The sequence below is a fragment of the Pseudoalteromonas sp. NH0006-46 genome (genome assembly GCF_057547735.1).
Genome location: NZ_BAAJML010000015.1, coordinates 15,483 through 31,841, shown reverse-complemented (window position 1 = coordinate 31,841; position 16,359 = coordinate 15,483). Strand labels below are relative to the sequence as shown.

Genomic DNA, 16,359 nt, shown 5'->3' with positions numbered 1-16,359 from the left:
GCTACACAAAAAAGCACTTACTAAGGAACTTAAAAAAGTATGCTGAGATATGGATTGTTTTTATTTTTATTGATTAATGCGGCTACGATTAAGGCCAGTGGTATGCCACCTTATTTTAATGAGGATATAGACGCAGAATATAGAGCATTGCTAAAGCATGCTGGAGATATATTACCTAAAAGTGATTTACCTCTCGCGTATCTGCCGTTATTTTATCCTTTTAGTTTTCTTGATATTCATCCGACTAAGTTTAAAAGTGATAAAGATAAACAAGCGTTTGCAAACTTTAATTTAGGTGTTTTGGGTCGTAATTTTTTAAATATAAATAAGGCACAACTCTCCAAATTACCTACTGTTACGATATGTAAAAAACAAGCATGCAAAGAAGAACGGTTAGGCTTAATTGACGACTTTTTAAAAGTAACGATGAATGAGCTACTTAAATTCAATCAGTCAAAAGATCTAAATCTTATTCAGCAAACAGACATGTTTGTTTATCGAATAAATAATACATTTTTCACGCCAGCTCAACTTGTTACTTATTATCCATCTAAGTATGCGGGATTTGTTCCCTCAGCTAATTATAAAGTTTTTGAGTTAGGTGAAAATGAAGAGTTAATGACGTTATCAGCAGAAACTAAGCAAGTTAGGGAGTTAATGAATGCTTATAATGTTGCTGCTATCACTAAAAATGATGACAAAAGCATGAGCATAATTTTTGGAGGAGTGAGTGATAACCATTGGGGTGTTGTTGTTAATTACAGTTCAAGAATGCCAACTCAAGGTGAGTATAACCACATGGGCTTGGAATATGACATTATTGAAAAAATATCAGAAACGCGCTTTTATTTTCAAACAAATTAAGTCCACCTGAATAAGTCAGCTCGACGATTTTTTATCGTCGAGTCTACTAACGAAAGCTCTAATTATTTGGGTGTATAATAATTAAAAAGCGTCACACACTTGCGCTGCGTTACAAGTAATAACGGTGACGTTTTCGTATCCTATACGTGTGATTGCTTCAGCACTTAATGTGGCGCGTGCGCCACTAGCGCAGTGCAGATAAATAGGGCGGGCCGCGTCTTTTTCTATTTCCATTAACTTCATTTCAAGTAATCCGCGCGGAATATTAATTGCGCCAGTAGCTGCTTTGGTGGCATGTTCTGCGGGTTCGCGCACATCAATAAGTAAGCCCTTGTTTTCGCTAATCTCTTGTTTTGCTTGCTCAGCGTCAATACGTCGTTGGTTAGGTGTAATAACTTTTAGTAAATCGGGGATAGAAGTAAGCATTATATTTATTCCTTAACGCCAAATTTGCGTAGTAGTGTAATCATAGGGCACCAGCTAGTGAAAGCCGATTGCATTAAGTTTAGGGCAATAAACACAGTAAAATATACCCACCTAGGATCGTGATAGGTTTGTAATAAAATTGAGATCACAATCATTATGCCTGCGATCAGACGAAGCGCATTATTGAGTTTCATTATAGTCGGTCACTTATCCAGTTAAATACATAATTACTATAATCGTATTTTATATATTAGTAAATCCTAATATTAGACTTTTCTAATGTAACAATTTATACTGCTATCACATTAGATTATTAGAGCTTTATATGAATATTGATTTTACTGCTATGGCGGGGAATGTTGATCAAGCAGAGCAGCTATTAAAAATTTTAGCTAATAAAAATCGTTTAATGATTTTATGTTCATTGCAAGATACCGAAATGAGTGTAACGCAGCTTAATGAAGCGGTACCGTTAGCGCAGTCGGCACTTTCTCAGCATTTGGCTGCCCTTAGAAAAACGAATATTGTTGCTACTCGCCGTGAAGGACAAACTATTTATTACCGTGTGATTGATCAAAATGCTATTCATCTTTTGGGCACATTGTATGGTTTGTTTTGTAAGGGGTAGTGGCCATGAATATGATTGATAATGCAGTAAAAAGCAGTTTAACGGGTCGTATTCCAGTTATTATTTTTGTGTTATCAATTTTGTTAGGTCTGTTTGCTTTAAAACAAACACCTCGCGAGGAAGAACCGCAAATAGTGGTGCCTATGCTCGATATATATGTATCGGCTCCTAACGTTGAAGCGCCTGAAGTGACACGGTTGGTGACTCAACCACTTGAAAAGTTACTTGCCCAGCTTGGCGGTGTTGAACATATTTACTCAACCACACAAACTGGCGCTAGCGTGGTGACACTTAGGTTTGAGGTGGGCCATGATCGTGAACAAGCTATTTTAGATACCTACGCCAAGCTTAATAGTTACCAGCATACAATGCCTTCTGTTATTGAACACTGGCAAATTCGGCCCATTGAAGTTGATGATGTTCCCATTGTTATGCTTGGGCTATACAGCAAAGATCCGCAGCTGTATGGCGATTACGAATTAACGCGATTTGCAAACGAAATTGCTAATGGTTTACAACGTATTGAAAACACTAGTGAGGTAAAAGTGATTGCTGGGCGTAAACGCACGCTCACCATTAATTTAAATGCCAGCGCGTTGGCTGCTCACCAAACGACTATAAACGATGTACTTTATGCATTAAATATATCTAATCAGCTCACACAGGTGGGCAGTGTTATAAATGGCCAGCAAAAAATAGCCCTGCAAGCAGGTGACGTTTTACGTAATAAGTCTGCAGTAGAGCAGCTTGTAGTTAATGTAGTAAATGGTAAAAGTGTTTACTTACTTGATATTGCAAACGTGATTGACGGCCCTGGTGAGATTGAACATTACCAATGGCTTGCACAATCTTCTAATGAGCAACACTCACCTATGGTCACATTAAGTGTGGCTAAGCAAACAGGCACGAATGCTGTGGCGGTTGCAAACGATGTTCATCAAATGATGGCTGAGTTATCACGCACGCTTTTACCGCCCGAGGTGAGTTATTCGGTATTAAGAGATTACGGGCAGACCGCCAATGAAAAAGTAAATAATTTAACATCAAGCTTGGTGTTTGCTGTATTTACGGTAGTGATTTTTGTTGGGGTATTTTTGGGTTGGCGACCCGCCATTGTTGTTGGGTTAGCTGTGCCTATTTGCTATGGCATTACACTGTCACTGGATTTTGCGTTTGGTTATACCATTAACCGAGTAACGTTATTTGCACTTATTTTATCGTTAGGGTTATTGGTCGATGACCCAATTACAGGCATTGATAATATAAGCCGTTTTTTAGATAAAAAAGGCAATAAAAAACAGCAAATAGTTGGCGCAATGAGCGAAATTCGCGGTGCGTTACTTATGTCTACTTTAACTATTATGATGGCATTTATTCCGCTGGCATTTATTACCGGCATGATGGGGCCATACATGGCACCGATGGCATTTAATGTTCCAATCAGCGTGATGGTGTCTACCATTGTGGCGTTTTTTGTAACGCCTTGGCTTGCGATGAAGTTACTCAAGCCCAATACAGATACCCACACAGAAGTTGAGCCAAAAATAAGTATTTATCAAACGTTATTAAGCCCATTGCTTGTCTCAAGGCAGCGCGCAAAATGGGTATTATGGGGCACATTAATTTTATTTATTATTAGCGCCATGCTACCGGTTATGCGTTTGGTGCCTTTAAAGCTATTACCATTTGATAATAAAAACGAGCTACAAGTATTAATAGATATGCCAGAGGGAACACATTTAGAACGAACGGCTGCCTTTACTCAACAGGTGCAAACACTCACATGGCAATTAAACGAAGTAAGTGAAATAGCAGCGTACGTTGGTAAGCCTTCAAGTATGGATTTTAATGCGATGGTACGTGGCTATTATCGGCGTGAAGCTGCACATTTAGCAGAGCTAAGAGTGTTATTGATTGATAAGTCTGAACGCGAGCATCAATCACATGCTGTGGTTATGCGCTTACGTAAACAGCTCGCACCTTTAGCAAAACAAGGCATAGTAATAAAAGTTGTTGAGGTGCCTCCTGGGCCGCCGGTATTAAGTACTTTAGTTGCTGAGGTTTACCGAGATGATTTTGTTGATCAGCAAACTCATTACCAAGCAGCTAAACAATTAGCTGAACGTTTAAAGCAAGAGCCACACGTAGTTGAAGTGGATACCTCTCTGGTTGCACCTTCACTTTTGCAGCGTTTTGTAACCGATAAGAGCAAAGCAGCACTCAGTGCCATTTCCACTCAAAATATTGCTCAATCGTTAAGTGTTGCCACACAAGGTGAAACCGTGGGTGTGCTTTACGTAAGTAACGAAACAGAGCCTGTTGATATTAAATTACAGTTACCATACAGCGAGCGTAATCAAATTTCGCAATTACTTGCATTGCAAGTCAGGGGGGATAGAGATTTAGCTAAAACCAGTAATGAATTTGGCTTACAAAGTGCACCAAGGCCATTAGTGTCGCTTTCAGAATTAGGTAAATTTACGCAACATCAGGTTGCTGACATTCGGGTTCGTAAAGATCAACGCGATGTAATTTATGTTATGGCTGAGCTAAACGGGCGAACGCCAGCAGAGGTTATTGCAGACGTAAATGCTGATTTTAACGCCGAGCCTAACTATTTTGAAAAAACACCGTGGATAAACCACCACTTTTTTAATAATGGCGGTACTGTGCCATGGCAGTTACCTAAAGGCACTTATGCTAACTTTAGTGGCGAGGGAGAGTGGCGCATTACCATAGATGTGTTTAGGGATATGGGAATTGCATTTGCCTTTGCGCTTAGCGCCATATTTATTATTTTACGTGTACAAACACAATCAGCGAGCTTGTCGTTAATTATTATGTCGGCTATTCCGCTCACTGTTATAGGTATTATGCCAGGCTTTTGGTTTTTAAATCAGTTTGGAGAGCGTGTTATAGCCGGCGCTCCTGAGCCGGTACTATTTACCGCTACAGCGATGATTGGGATGATTGCCCTTGCTGGTATTGTGGTTCGTAATTCGCTTATTTTAGTTGAATTTATTAATCAAGCACGAGGCCAAGGCATGACTATAAAAGATGCGCTGGTTGCTGCAGGAACAGTGCGTATGCGTCCTGTATTATTAACCGCAGGCACGACCTTATTGGGTAACTTAGTAATCACACTAGACCCGGTATTTAGCGGGCTCGCGATTGCGATAATTTTTGGTATTGTGGCGTCTACTGTATTTTCGTTATTTGTAGTGCCACTTGTTTATTATTTAGTGTTTGCAAGTTCAGAGGGTGAAGCGCATGCAGGGTAAATCAAAACTAATCGGCGCTTTAATCGCTTTATTGGTAATTATTATGGCTGTGCTTTACATGGCTGGCAGCTTTTCTGACCAACAAACTGCTGGTTTAAAAGAATCACAACACAGTAATTATCAGGGCGAGCGCGTCACCATTGCCCTGCAAAGCATTACTGGTAGTGAGCAGGTGCCGGGTAGTGTAATAGCAAAACAAAATACGCAAATTTCATCAAATGTGATGGCGCAGGTTGAGCAGTTAAAGGTACGAGCGGGCGATAAAGTCACTAAGGGCGATTTACTTATTACCCTCAAGCAAGATGATTTTAAAGCGGCGTTGGCACAAAGCGACGCTAAAATTAACGCCGTGCAAGCATCGTTGACACAAGCTCAAAAGCAATTAGCCAGACTGACTAACTTAAATGCTAAAGGGTTAGTATCTGTTAGCGAAGTAGATGACGCTAAAGCTAAATTTGATAACCTCACGGCTAATTTAGCCGCCGCTAAGCAGCAGCAAGCACAAGCCAAAGTGGCATTAAATTATACTCAAATAACGGCACCCATTTCGGGTGTGGTGGTTGAGCGCTTAACAGAGCCTGGCGATACCGCAACACCGGGTAAGCCACTCATTACTGTATATAACCCATTGCAATTACAGGTTGAATTTAATGTACGAGAACAACAAGCAGTAAAGTTAAAACTAGGGGATAACTTAAATGTAGTACTGCCATCGCTCAATTTAACTATTTCGGCTACAGTGAGTGAAATAGTCCCTGTTGCTGACAATAGCGCGCGCAGCTTACTTATTCGTTTAGACACGAATACACAATTAGGCTTGATCCCTGGGCTTTATGCACAGCTACAATTGCCTACAAAAAACGCTCAAGGTATTTTAATTGAGCCAAGCTGGGTGCATGAGTTTGGTCAATTAAGCATGGTGTATGTGTTGGAAAACGAAACGCTAGTTAAACGTTTCGTCCGTTTAGGCGCCAGAGTAAATAATAAGCAGCATGTGGTTGCTGGCCTGAAAGAAGGGGATGTACTGGCTATTGATTATGCTCCCTTGCAAAGTATTAAATAAAACTGGCTATTTCATCAATCGTTTTTTTATCTAGGGCATGCATTGGTACTGTTGCATGTTCATCGGGGTAGCCTGTAATTAATAGCATGTAAGGGCGTTCATTGTCTTTATCTCGGTCACAAATGTCCGTTAAAAAGCTCATCGGTTTTGGGGTGTGGGTCAGTGTTGCAAGGCCTGCACGGTGCAGAGCTTGTATTAAAAACCCCGTTGCTAGCCCAACGGACTCATGCACATAATAATTTGTATTTTTATCATCGGTATTCACACCGCCCTTTTTTTGACTAAATACAGCAATAAGCCAAGGTGCATGCTCTAAGTAGGGTTTGTTAGCATCGGTGCCTAAAGGCTTTAATGCATCTAACCATTCATCGCCTGCTCGCCCTTCGTAAAAAGATCGCTCTAGCTTTTCAGCCGCGTCGCGTATTTGCTTTTTAACATCTGCACTATTAATAGCCACAAAATGCCAAGGCTGGTGGTTTGCGCCACTGGGTGCTGTACCTGCTGCTTTTATGCAGGTTTCGATAATCTCTTTTGGCACTGGGCGGTTGCTAAAGCTGCGAATACTATGACGACGTTGGCTTGTTTGTAAAAATTCATTTGCACGGGCCAACATTTCATCCTGTGGATATTCTATGAAATCGGTCAATGGCTGGTTTTTATGTTCTTGCATGGCTTTTCGCTTCTTATCAGTAGTGTGTGGTTTTTATACCGAGAGGCTCACTGCTAAGCAAGTGTTATTAGAATGAATTGTTGTTTATTTATTGTTACAAAGTTAACTGGTTACTAACTTATGTTCCCGTTTTTAATGTGGTATAAAACGGTATAAAAAATAATACTTACAATTCAAGGAAGTAAAAAATGCTATCAATCACAGGGTTATCAAAAACCTACGACAACGGCGTACACGCATTGCAAGGCGTTGATTTATCGATAGGTAAAGGTATGTTTGGACTACTTGGGCCAAATGGTGCCGGTAAGTCATCATTAATGCGCACCATTGCAACGTTACAATCTGCCGACGCGGGTTCAATTATCTTTGATGGTATTGATGTGTTTAAAGACCCACAAGCACTGCGCCAACGCTTAGGTTACCTTCCACAAGATTTTGGTGTTTACCCACGTGTTAGTGCTTACGACTTGTTGGATCATATGGCTGTTTTAAAGGGCATTCATAACAAAGCTGAGCGAAAAGAGTCGGTTGAAGGCCTACTGGCTCACACTAATTTATATCAACATCGCTCAAAAGCGGTTAGTGGTTTTTCGGGCGGGATGCGCCAGCGTTTTGGTATAGCACAAGCATTGCTGGGCGACCCAGATTTACTCATCGTTGATGAGCCAACCGCAGGGCTAGATCCTGAAGAGCGTAACCGTTTTCATAACTTATTGGTAAGCTTAGGCGAGCAAAAAGTCGTTATATTATCAACCCATATAGTAGAAGACGTGGCAGAGCTATGCCCTAATATGGCCGTACTGGCTGGCGGTAAAATTTTATTAGAGGGCAACCCGATTGCGCTTACCGATAAACTGCAAGGCCAAATTTGGCGCAAAGCCATGAGCCAAGAAGAAGCGCAAGAGCTTGAGCCACAGCTACCTGTTATTTCTAAACGCTTATTTGCTGGGCAAACCATATTGCATGTATTAGCCGAACAAGCTCCTGAAGGTTTTCAACCAAGCCATGCAAACCTAGAAGACGTGTACTTTTCTACTTTGCTCAATCATCGTAATAGCCAAGAAGCATAAGGGGGCGCTATGTTTTTTAATATGCTCGCGTTTGAGCTGCGCTATTTTGTGCGCCAGCCTTCGTTTTATATTGTTTCATTAATGTTCTTTTTTATGGCGTTTTTTATCAGCTCTTCTAGCAAATTTCCGCTAGGCGGCGCTAATGTACATATGAATTCGCCCTTCTCAATTATGATGTTAACCATTACATTTTGCGTATTTTCGATGTTTTTGGTAGTTAACTTTGTTGCCAGCTCCGCTATTAGAAATAGTGAAAGTAAAATGGACGAACTGGTTTTTAGTAAGCCTGTTAATCCTATTCCTTATCAAACTGGGCGTTTTTTTGGTGCTTACTTAGTGGTGCTAGTTGTATTTTTAACCGTGCCGTTAGGCGTGCTTTTAGGGTCGCAATTTGGCTTATCAGTTGGGTGGCTCGATAGTGAGCTAGTAGGGCCAAATAATTTTGTGTATTACGCCGCACCTTATTTTTATATTGCAGTGCCAAGTTTACTGGTGCTTTCGGCTATTTTTAACAGCGTAGCTGTCTATTTTAAAACCATGATGTCGGTGTATGTAGCAGCCGTTGTTATTTTTATTGCTTATCAAATCGCCAGTGCTTATTTTGATGATTTAGCATTTAGAAATATAGTTGTTTACGCCGACCCATTTGGCCTAGGGTCTTTAATTGATTTGACGCGTTACTGGACTGTGAGTGATAAAAATACAGAAGTGCTTACCCTCAGCGGTGATTTGTTAGTTAACCGTATTTTGTGGATTGTACTGGGCTTAGCTATGTTTTTTAGCCTTGGAAGATTAAGTAACCGCATATTAGCTAAAAAACAGAAAAAGCAATTTAAAGTCTCTGCATTTGTGCAAAATAAACAAGCTGCACTGATTAATAATGCTAAAAATTACAAGTCTGCAGGAGCGAGTACGCAATCGCAGTTAATAATGCGCAGTATATTTGAACTTAAACAAGTAATATTTAGCGCGCCATTTATGATTTTAGCGGGTGTAAGTATTGTAACGCTTATGATTCCGCTGTTTGCTCCCATTGGCGCTTACGGTACAACTAACTGGCCAATTACCGCGAATATGGTCAATATTATTAGCGGTATTTCGGGTTTGTTTTTGTTTGTTATTATCGCTTTTTATAGCGCTGAGCTTGTTTGGCGAGAACGTCAAAGTGGTATGGGCGATATTGTTGACAGCTTTCCAGTACACAACAGTGTTTTTTGGGTATCAAAAATACTGGCGTTAATAACAGCTATTTCAGGCTTGTTTCTTGTTGGGATGGTGCTAACAATCACAGTGCAGTTATTTAAAGGGCAATTTAATTTAGAGTTAGGGCAGTATTTATTCAGGATTGTTTATTTATCGCTTTTACCGTTAATTATGCTTACGGTGCTTGCCTTCTTTTTACAAATTATTAGCCCAAATAAATACGTAGGAATGGGGTTATTTATTTTGTACTACATAGTGCAAATGGTAATGGATTCGTATGGATTTGAACACCATATGTATCATTTTTCGAAAAGCAGTAGCGTACCGTACTCTGATATAAACGGCTATGGACACTTTTTGCAAGCAGCGCATTGGTACACATTGTATTGGGGCGCGTTAAGTCTTGTTTTGGCTATTGTAGGATTTGCGTTATGGCACAGAGGACCTTCACAAACACTGCGTACACGCCTGTCTATGCTTCGTTATAATATGTCGTTAAAGGGGCAAGTAATTGTTTGTGTTAGTGCACTGGTGTTTGTTGGTGCAGGTTATAACATTTATTACAATACGCGTGTTTTAAACGAATTTACCACAAGTGATGCGTTTCAAGACAAGCAAGTAAGCTATGAAAAACAGTTTGCACAATACAAAGATTTAGCCGTGCCTATGGTGACAGATGTAGACTTAACTGTTGATATTTATCCTAAAAAGCGTGCTTTGAGTGCAGTTGCAAAAATTAAGTTTACTAATACATCTAATGAGCCAATTTCGCGAGTGTTAATAAGTTCACCGCAACACGCCAAAAGCTGGGATGTAACAATGGCTGGCGGTAAAATTGTTGAAACATTACCAGCGCTTTATTCTGCATGGTTTGAATTTGATCAGCCCCTTATGCCAAACGAAATAAGAGAAGGGCAGCTGTCTGTCACTCGCGAGCATACAGGTTTTACCGATAGTGGCTCTGATACACAGTTAGTGGCTAATGGCACGTTTATTAATAACTGGGAGCTGTTTCCCAATTTTGGTTACAACCGTCGTTTACAGGTGGCTGATAAATTTGAACGCCGTAAACATGATTTACCTGAGCTAGAACGAGCAAATAAACTTGAAGATAGCCAGTACTATACACAAAGTGATTTTGGTCAAGCGACTGGATTTATTAACTTTAAAGCAACGGTAACGACCGATGAATCGCAATTTGCGATTACGCCTGGTTATTTACAAAGTGAAAGTGTAAAAGATGGGCGCCGAACCTTTGTTTATGAAATGGATGCACCTATTATAAACTTTTATGCGGTGCAGTCGGCCGAACTGGAAAGTAAAAAGGTTGAGCATAATGGTGTAAATATTGAGGTTTATTTCCATAAAAGTCATGCGTGGAATGTTGACCGCATGATTGAATCGGTTCAAGACTCGATAGATTATTTTACACAAGCATTTGGTCCCTATCAGCATAAGCAATTACGTATTATTGAATTTCCTCGCTATCGCTCATTTGCGCAAAGTTTTGCTAATACTGTTCCTTATTCAGAAAGCATTGGTTTTGTTACAGACTCAAGGGATGAAAGTAAAATTGACCTACCTTACTATGTAACCGCACATGAAGTGGCGCATCAGTGGTGGGGTCATCAAGTATCAGGCGCCAATGTAGAAGGCGCCGCCGTTATGTCGGAGACACTTTCACAATACAGTGCGCTTATGGTGCTTGAAAAACGCTTTGGCCCAGAAAAGCTACGTAAGTTTTTAAAATACGAGTTAGATAGGTACTTAATGGGCCGCACAGGGGAAGCGTTTGAAGAAATGCCGCTATATAAAACACAAGCCCAGCAATACCTTCATTACAATAAAGGATCTGTGGTGATGATGGCGATTTATGATCGCTTAGGTGAAAAACGTTTAAACGCTGCCCTTAAGGCATTTTTAAATGAGTTTAGATACCAATCAACGCCATACCCAACAACGCTTGACTTACTTAGTTATTTAAAACAAGACGCAACGCAAGCTGAGCAAAACTTTATTGATGATCAGTTTAAATATATCACTTTGTATGAGCTAGAAATGAAAGAGGTTTCAATTTCAGACGAAGCCGACAGTGATGGCTTTTATAGCGTTACGTTAAACGTTGAAGCTGTTAAGCAACGTGCTGATGGTCAAGGTGAAGAAACAGAACAGCCACTCGACGAGTTAATTGATATTGTGTTGTTTAGCGATGATCCTGAAAACCTACTCGCTGAAGATTTTGTGATTTACTCACAAAAACACCAAATAGTAACGGGCACTAATATCATTGAGTTAAAGGTAAAAGAAAAACCTTTATTTGCAGGGGTAGATCCGTACGTAAAACTGGTTGATAAAGACAATGTAAATAATTTGGCTAAGTTTTAATAGCTGACACAACATTTACTCAAAGGCCGCAATTTTGCGGCCTTTTTTTTGTGTAAAAAACTGTTTGAAATCTGTAAGGTTGGCTACATTTTTCGCACAGCTTTTTACGCATTATTTTACTGGTTTACTGTAAAGTTTATTTACTGAAAGTGAGTACTAAGTAAGGACAAACATGAAATCATTAATAATGGGGTTTGTAGTATTAGGCTTAAGCGCCTGTTCTGCCGTTACCATACAGCCACACGCTATCGCAAAAATTACAAGTAAAGCAACCTACGAGGATAGCCGTCCATTTTACTTATGGGGGTTAGTAGGGAAGGAACGCGTGGATGTAAAACAGATTTGTACAGATACACAAGCTGCTCAAATGCAGTCGCAGCAAACATTTAGCGATGGTGCGTTGAGTTTAATTACGCTAGGTATTTATTCACCACACACAGTAAAAGTATGGTGTGAAGAGCAAAATACGCAGGAGGCGTTATGAATCTTAAATTAATTTTAGGCAGTATTACATTTGCTATGTTAACTGGTTGCACAAATATTTACTTTGATAATGGTGTACCTGAAAAAGTTAACAATCAAACACATAATAGCTCTCAGTGGCATCATAATTTTGCTTTAGCTTTGTATGAGGGATCTGATGCGGTTGATTTGAGTGAGCATTGCCCGCAAGGACAATGGCAGACGGTGCATACTTATAAGTCATTTAGTAATGGAGTGGCGGAGATTGTAGTTAATCAGGTAGGCCCAGCTTGGTACCCTAAAACAGTTGAAGTAAGCTGCACTAAGGTACCTTTTAAAGCTGAGTAGCGATTGATGCCAATTATTCGTATCGTAATGCTTCAATAGGGTTTAGCCTTGCTGCTTTAATAGCGGGGGCTAAGCCAAATACAATACCAATGAGAGATGTAAAACCGAACGATAACATCACAGCCCAACCAGGTATGTAAGCATCGGGCATACTGGGAACAATAAACGAAATAAATGTGGCAGCACCATAGCCTATAGCTAGGCCAATTAATCCGCCAAACAACGACAGTACCACTGCTTCCACCAAAAACTGCAGCATAATAAAGCCGGGTGTTGCGCCCAATGCTTTGAGTGTACCTATTACTCGGGTGCGCTCAGTCACCGATACCAGCATGATATTCATTACGCCAATACCTCCTACAACAAGGCTTATACCAACAATACCGGCAGTGATCGCCGTGGCGCTCCCCGTAAACTTATCAACATTAGCACGGGCTTTTTCTGCGGTTTCAAATTCAAAGTCGTTTTCTTCACCGTCTTTTAATTTATGTAATTGGCGTAAAATACGCGTTATTTTAGCTAAAGTAAGCTCTTCATCGACTCCTTCTTTAAGTCTAAACATTATCTGTACGTTACTCGTGCTGCTAGCGCCCTCTAGCGCGCTCATGGTACTGATTGGAATATTTATATAATCATCTTGATCAAAGCCAAATAAGCTACCTTGTTTTTCGGCTACTCCAATGATCCTAAACCATTCGCCACCAAGTTTGATATATTCTCCTACGGGGTTGTCGGGTAAATTTAACTTTTCAATAATAGAAGGACCAATAAACGCAACCCGACGGCGTTTTTCGTCATCTTCCGCGCGAATAAAGCGGCCTAACTCTGGAAACGTGCGGTATGCTTTTTGATAATCTTGTTCGGTTCCCATTACCCGTGATGAATGACTTTTATTTCCGTATTCAGCGCCACCAGAAAAGCGCCATGTAAACATAAGCGCGGTTAGTGTTTCGGCTTCTTTTATGCGTGCTTTTAGTGTTAAAAAGTCGGAGTAAGTCAGCTTTGCGTTTTTACCAACCATTTCTTGCTCAATGCTTGTAAATGGTTTGATTGAGGTTACATCGGGTGCCATATCAGCAAGTTGATCGTTAATTTGTTTAGTAAAGCCCTGCATAACTGCAACCACAGTTATAACGGCTGCAACACCAATAATAATACCTAAACAGGTTAATGCGCTGCGCATTGCGTTGGCCTTAATAGCCATTAATGCTGCTTTTGTTCCTTCCATAATGGCAATGGCAGATTTAAACATGTTGTTTTTCTCCTTCGCCTTTTTTTACGTCACTTACTACCTTACCATCTACCAAGCGAATAACCCGCTGGCAATGGTCTGCAATTTCTTGCTCGTGGGTCACTAAAATAATAGTGTGTCCCTCATTATGCAGTTCATCAAACAAGGTCATTATTTCGGCGGTGGTCTTACTATCAAGATTCCCCGTGGGTTCATCTCCTAGTAAAATATGTGGTTTAGTTACTAATGCGCGAGCAATAGCTACACGTTGACGTTGCCCACCTGAAAGCTGACTAGATAGGTGATCAACCTTGTCGCCAAGGCCAACCCGTTGCAATGCTTCAAGTGCTTTTTGTTTGCGTTGTTTTGCGGGTATAAAACGATAAACCAAAGGTTGCATTACATTTTCAAGTGCAGTTGCCCTAGGCAATAAGTTAAAGCTTTGAAAAATAAATCCGACGCTTTCATTACGTTGATGCGCAAGTTCGGTTTCGGTCATACTTTTTACAAGTTTATCTTTTAAAAAGTAATCGCCACTAGTGGGGGTATCTAAGCAGCCAAGTAAGTTCATTAAAGTTGATTTACCTGAGCCTGAAGGGCCAATAATGGCTACATATTCATTTTCATTCATGACGATATTTACATCATCTAACGCTTTAAATACCTGCTCGCCCATTACATATTGTTTGTTAATGTGTTCTAACTTAATTACCGCAGACATTATATTGCTTCCTCGTCTGCATCATTTTTAAGTGAAACAACATCGCCTTCTTGCAGCTTACTAATTGGTCGAGCAGGGCCAATAACCACATTATCGCCTTTGCTTAGCCCTTCTGTTATGGCTTGCTCAATGTCAGACGAAATACCAACACTTACTATTACTTTACTCACGGTATTATCGCTATTTAAGCGCCATACAAAGGTTTTACCCTCTTCTTTTTGTATAGCTTCAATAGGGAGCTTTAAGCCGTTTTCGGCAATGCTTGTAGCAATTTCTGCCCGGCAACTCATACCTGCATAAAGCTGGCGATCTGTTGGGTCTAATAGTACTTTAACTCTAAAAGAAAGCCCTTGCGACCCTGGTTGGTTTTTAGCTGATGTGCCAATATTAATGACTTTGCCGCTAAAAGGTTTGTTAGGGTAAGCTGCGGCATAAATATCAGCTTGTTGATTTAGTTTTATGCTGGCTATATCTGTTTCATCAACTCGAAGCTCTGCTAAAATAGCGCTAGGGTCGGCAACAAGCATAAGGTCTGAACCAATAATATTAGTTGTGCCTGCAATAACCGTTTCGCCTTCTTTAATATTAACCGATGCTAGTAAGCCACTCATTGGCGCTCTAAATACACTTTTACTTAGGCGATCTTGTGCTATTTGAAGCGACGCTTGTGCTTGGTTATATGACTCTTTGCGTGATTCGATATCTATTTTTGCTAGATCGCGAGCGCTTTCTATATTTTCAAAGCTTTCTTGATTTCCTAATCCAACATCGTATAGCTCTTTTTGCCTTTTTAATTGACGCTCTAAATTAGCAAGACGAGTTTGGCTATGTTTTATTTCAATTTCGGTAGCGCGTAGAACGGCTTGGTTTCGGTTTACTTCTGATTCGAAGGCCGTTGTATCAAGGCGCATTAAAATATCCCCTTGCTTAACGCTTTGCCCTTCTTCTACAAAAACCTTATCGACACGACCAGTTACCTCAGAGCGCAATTGCACTTGGGTATTAAAAACTAGATTGCCCGACGCCATGATTGAATCAGCAATACTTCCTTGCTCAACCTGTGCAATATTTACTAGTGCTTGCTTTTTATCATCTGTTACTTGCTTAGAAACTATTAGGCCTATAAACGCGACTACAGCTATCGTTATTATTATTGCTTTTTTCATATATACATCTGTCCGTGAATAAGTAGCGCAGAGGTAAAATACCTCTGCTTATTAATTACATTGCAGCAATAATTGCCCAAATACCAAAAATAACCAATGTTGGAAGCGCCGAGAAAAGTAACGCTTTATTTGTTGAAAAATTTGTCCAACATTTTAAGCCAACCATTCCTAGTCCAATCCCCCAAAGACTACTTAGCTTTAATGATTCTAGTAATGTATAAAATGGGCTGCCGGGTTCTAACCCAACAACAAGCTGATTAATTGAATCAAAGTTAAATACTGCTGTTTGAGATATTTGATCGGTACTTGCACTAAGTACAAGCGCTAGCGTACCTAGACTTAAAACAATATTTGGCATTATTGTCCAAATAGTAAAACCATACCAAGCACCATAGCTGTGCTCTGATTCTGGGTCTAATTTAGCAATGAGCATATAATACACAGCCATTATCGCGGCTATGATTGCAGTACCTAATACGATTGATATCATGCTAATCCATACTTGTATTTCGGCGTTTTGTTCAATGCTTTGGCGAATCATTTTTTGCTCGCCAATTGTTGCATCAACACTTGCAGCTGCAAATTGCTCGTTAATCAAAAACTGCATATCAACGGTGGAATAAAAAATATAAATACTCGTCATTGAAACTAAAGAGATTGCTATAAAAGCAAGCCATGACCAACCTTTGGCGTGTTCAACACCATTGAAAGCTTTGCTTGGGCTAATGTAAATATCGAGTAGGGCGCTAAATGCGTTAGGTGATTTCATTATTATTCCTTAATAACCTATATGAGATTTGGTAAACACGTGATACCAATGGATAGATTAATAATATAGGAA

The 16,359-nt window shown here is 40.1% G+C and carries 15 protein-coding genes; 8 read left to right on the top strand and 7 right to left on the bottom strand.

What is annotated here, in order from left to right; genetic code table 11:
• Positions 1 to 54: 54 nt before the first annotated feature.
• Complete coding sequence (locus AC27I2_RS18960; RefSeq protein ID WP_487205168.1) at positions 55 to 864, top strand: hypothetical protein; 810 nt, start codon at positions 55 to 57, stop codon at positions 862 to 864.
• Positions 865 to 945: 81 nt separating this feature from the next.
• On the opposite strand, the gene AC27I2_RS18955 is transcribed toward AC27I2_RS18960, so the two are convergent.
• Both AC27I2_RS18955 and AC27I2_RS18950 read right to left on the bottom strand, forming a co-directional pair.
• Positions 946 to 1,290 carry a rhodanese-like domain-containing protein gene (locus AC27I2_RS18955; protein ID WP_219422983.1) on the bottom strand — a complete coding sequence of 115 codons (345 nt, stop codon included), beginning with the start codon at positions 1,288 to 1,290 and terminating at the stop codon, positions 946 to 948.
• Between the two features lie 5 nt (positions 1,291 to 1,295).
• On the bottom strand, positions 1,296 to 1,484 hold the full coding sequence (locus tag AC27I2_RS18950) for a YgaP family membrane protein (protein WP_006794224.1): 189 nt from the start codon (positions 1,482 to 1,484) through the stop codon (positions 1,296 to 1,298).
• A 131-nt stretch (positions 1,485 to 1,615) separates the two neighbouring features.
• Here AC27I2_RS18950 and AC27I2_RS18945 point away from each other — a divergent pair, with 131 nt between their 5' ends.
• Genes AC27I2_RS18945 through AC27I2_RS18935 form a run of 3 tightly spaced genes read left to right on the top strand, consistent with a single transcriptional unit; the run spans position 1,616 to position 6,262 of the window.
• Positions 1,616 to 1,918, top strand: coding sequence for an ArsR/SmtB family transcription factor (locus AC27I2_RS18945; RefSeq protein WP_058403585.1), 303 nt, complete (start codon positions 1,616 to 1,618; stop codon positions 1,916 to 1,918).
• A 5-nt stretch (positions 1,919 to 1,923) separates the two neighbouring features.
• Entirely contained in the window at positions 1,924 to 5,199 is a 3,276-nt protein-coding gene (locus AC27I2_RS18940; RefSeq protein ID WP_487205167.1) for an efflux RND transporter permease subunit, read from the top strand.
• A complete protein-coding gene (locus AC27I2_RS18935; RefSeq protein WP_487205166.1) occupies positions 5,189 to 6,262 on the top strand; it encodes an efflux RND transporter periplasmic adaptor subunit in 1,074 nt (357 codons plus the stop codon). The genes AC27I2_RS18940 and AC27I2_RS18935 overlap by 11 nt, the downstream gene beginning before the upstream one ends.
• Here the strand turns inward: AC27I2_RS18935 and AC27I2_RS18930 are convergent.
• Positions 6,255 to 6,932: a nitroreductase family protein gene (locus tag AC27I2_RS18930; protein ID WP_487205165.1), complete on the bottom strand. Its 678-nt coding sequence runs from the start codon at positions 6,930 to 6,932 to the stop codon at positions 6,255 to 6,257. The genes AC27I2_RS18935 and AC27I2_RS18930 overlap by 8 nt on opposite strands.
• A 188-nt stretch (positions 6,933 to 7,120) precedes the next feature.
• On the opposite strand from AC27I2_RS18930, the gene AC27I2_RS18925 reads away from it, so the two are divergent.
• From AC27I2_RS18925 to AC27I2_RS18910, 4 genes are all read left to right on the top strand, one after another.
• The gene (locus tag AC27I2_RS18925; protein ID WP_138530233.1) at positions 7,121 to 8,002 is read left to right on the top strand and encodes an ABC transporter ATP-binding protein; all 882 of its coding nucleotides are present in this window, start codon (positions 7,121 to 7,123) and stop codon (positions 8,000 to 8,002) included.
• Between the two features lie 9 nt (positions 8,003 to 8,011).
• A complete protein-coding gene (locus AC27I2_RS18920) occupies positions 8,012 to 11,590 on the top strand; it encodes an ABC transporter permease/M1 family aminopeptidase (RefSeq protein ID WP_487205164.1) in 3,579 nt (1,192 codons plus the stop codon).
• A gap of 172 nt (positions 11,591 to 11,762) precedes the next feature.
• On the top strand, positions 11,763 to 12,074 hold the full coding sequence (locus AC27I2_RS18915; RefSeq protein ID WP_487205163.1) for a Bor family protein: 312 nt from the start codon (positions 11,763 to 11,765) through the stop codon (positions 12,072 to 12,074).
• Complete coding sequence (locus AC27I2_RS18910) at positions 12,071 to 12,400, top strand: Bor/Iss family lipoprotein (RefSeq protein ID WP_219422988.1); 330 nt, start codon at positions 12,071 to 12,073, stop codon at positions 12,398 to 12,400. The genes AC27I2_RS18915 and AC27I2_RS18910 overlap by 4 nt, the downstream gene beginning before the upstream one ends.
• 13 nt (positions 12,401 to 12,413) lie before the next feature.
• Here the strand turns inward: AC27I2_RS18910 and AC27I2_RS18905 are convergent, their stop codons facing one another.
• Genes AC27I2_RS18905 through AC27I2_RS18890 form a run of 4 tightly spaced genes read right to left on the bottom strand, consistent with a single transcriptional unit; the run spans position 12,414 to position 16,287 of the window.
• Positions 12,414 to 13,652, bottom strand: a complete 1,239-nt coding sequence (locus AC27I2_RS18905) for an ABC transporter permease (protein ID WP_138530237.1) — start codon at positions 13,650 to 13,652, stop codon at positions 12,414 to 12,416.
• On the bottom strand, positions 13,645 to 14,352 hold the full coding sequence (locus AC27I2_RS18900; protein ID WP_058403577.1) for an ABC transporter ATP-binding protein: 708 nt from the start codon (positions 14,350 to 14,352) through the stop codon (positions 13,645 to 13,647). Before AC27I2_RS18900 ends, AC27I2_RS18905 begins: the two co-directional genes overlap by 8 nt.
• Positions 14,352 to 15,518 (bottom strand): efflux RND transporter periplasmic adaptor subunit, encoded by a 1,167-nt coding sequence (locus tag AC27I2_RS18895; protein ID WP_219422989.1) that lies wholly within the window; start codon positions 15,516 to 15,518, stop codon positions 14,352 to 14,354. The genes AC27I2_RS18900 and AC27I2_RS18895 overlap by 1 nt, the downstream gene beginning before the upstream one ends.
• 55 nt (positions 15,519 to 15,573) lie before the next feature.
• Positions 15,574 to 16,287 (bottom strand): YIP1 family protein, encoded by a 714-nt coding sequence (locus AC27I2_RS18890; protein WP_058551422.1) that lies wholly within the window; start codon positions 16,285 to 16,287, stop codon positions 15,574 to 15,576.
• Between the last annotated feature and the right edge of the window lie 72 nt (positions 16,288 to 16,359).

Bases quoted from the DNA above. Each gene is read 5' to 3' on its own strand.
- AC27I2_RS18955 (WP_219422983.1), bottom strand. From the start codon at position 1,290: ATGCTTACTTCTATCCCCGATTTACTAAAAGTTATTACACCTAACCAA.
- AC27I2_RS18950 (WP_006794224.1), bottom strand. From the start codon at position 1,484: ATGAAACTCAATAATGCGCTTCGTCTGATCGCAGGCATAATGATTGTG.
- AC27I2_RS18945 (WP_058403585.1), top strand. From the start codon at position 1,616: ATGAATATTGATTTTACTGCTATGGCGGGGAATGTTGATCAAGCAGAG.
- AC27I2_RS18940 (WP_487205167.1), top strand. From the start codon at position 1,924: ATGAATATGATTGATAATGCAGTAAAAAGCAGTTTAACGGGTCGTATT.
- AC27I2_RS18935 (WP_487205166.1), top strand. From the start codon at position 5,189: ATGCAGGGTAAATCAAAACTAATCGGCGCTTTAATCGCTTTATTGGTA.
- AC27I2_RS18930 (WP_487205165.1), bottom strand. From the start codon at position 6,932: ATGCAAGAACATAAAAACCAGCCATTGACCGATTTCATAGAATATCCA.
- AC27I2_RS18925 (WP_138530233.1), top strand. From the start codon at position 7,121: ATGCTATCAATCACAGGGTTATCAAAAACCTACGACAACGGCGTACAC.
- AC27I2_RS18920 (WP_487205164.1), top strand. From the start codon at position 8,012: ATGTTTTTTAATATGCTCGCGTTTGAGCTGCGCTATTTTGTGCGCCAG.
- AC27I2_RS18915 (WP_487205163.1), top strand. From the start codon at position 11,763: ATGAAATCATTAATAATGGGGTTTGTAGTATTAGGCTTAAGCGCCTGT.
- AC27I2_RS18910 (WP_219422988.1), top strand. From the start codon at position 12,071: ATGAATCTTAAATTAATTTTAGGCAGTATTACATTTGCTATGTTAACT.
- AC27I2_RS18905 (WP_138530237.1), bottom strand. From the start codon at position 13,652: ATGTTTAAATCTGCCATTGCCATTATGGAAGGAACAAAAGCAGCATTA.
- AC27I2_RS18900 (WP_058403577.1), bottom strand. From the start codon at position 14,352: ATGTCTGCGGTAATTAAGTTAGAACACATTAACAAACAATATGTAATG.
- AC27I2_RS18895 (WP_219422989.1), bottom strand. From the start codon at position 15,518: ATGAAAAAAGCAATAATAATAACGATAGCTGTAGTCGCGTTTATAGGC.
- AC27I2_RS18890 (WP_058551422.1), bottom strand. From the start codon at position 16,287: ATGAAATCACCTAACGCATTTAGCGCCCTACTCGATATTTACATTAGC.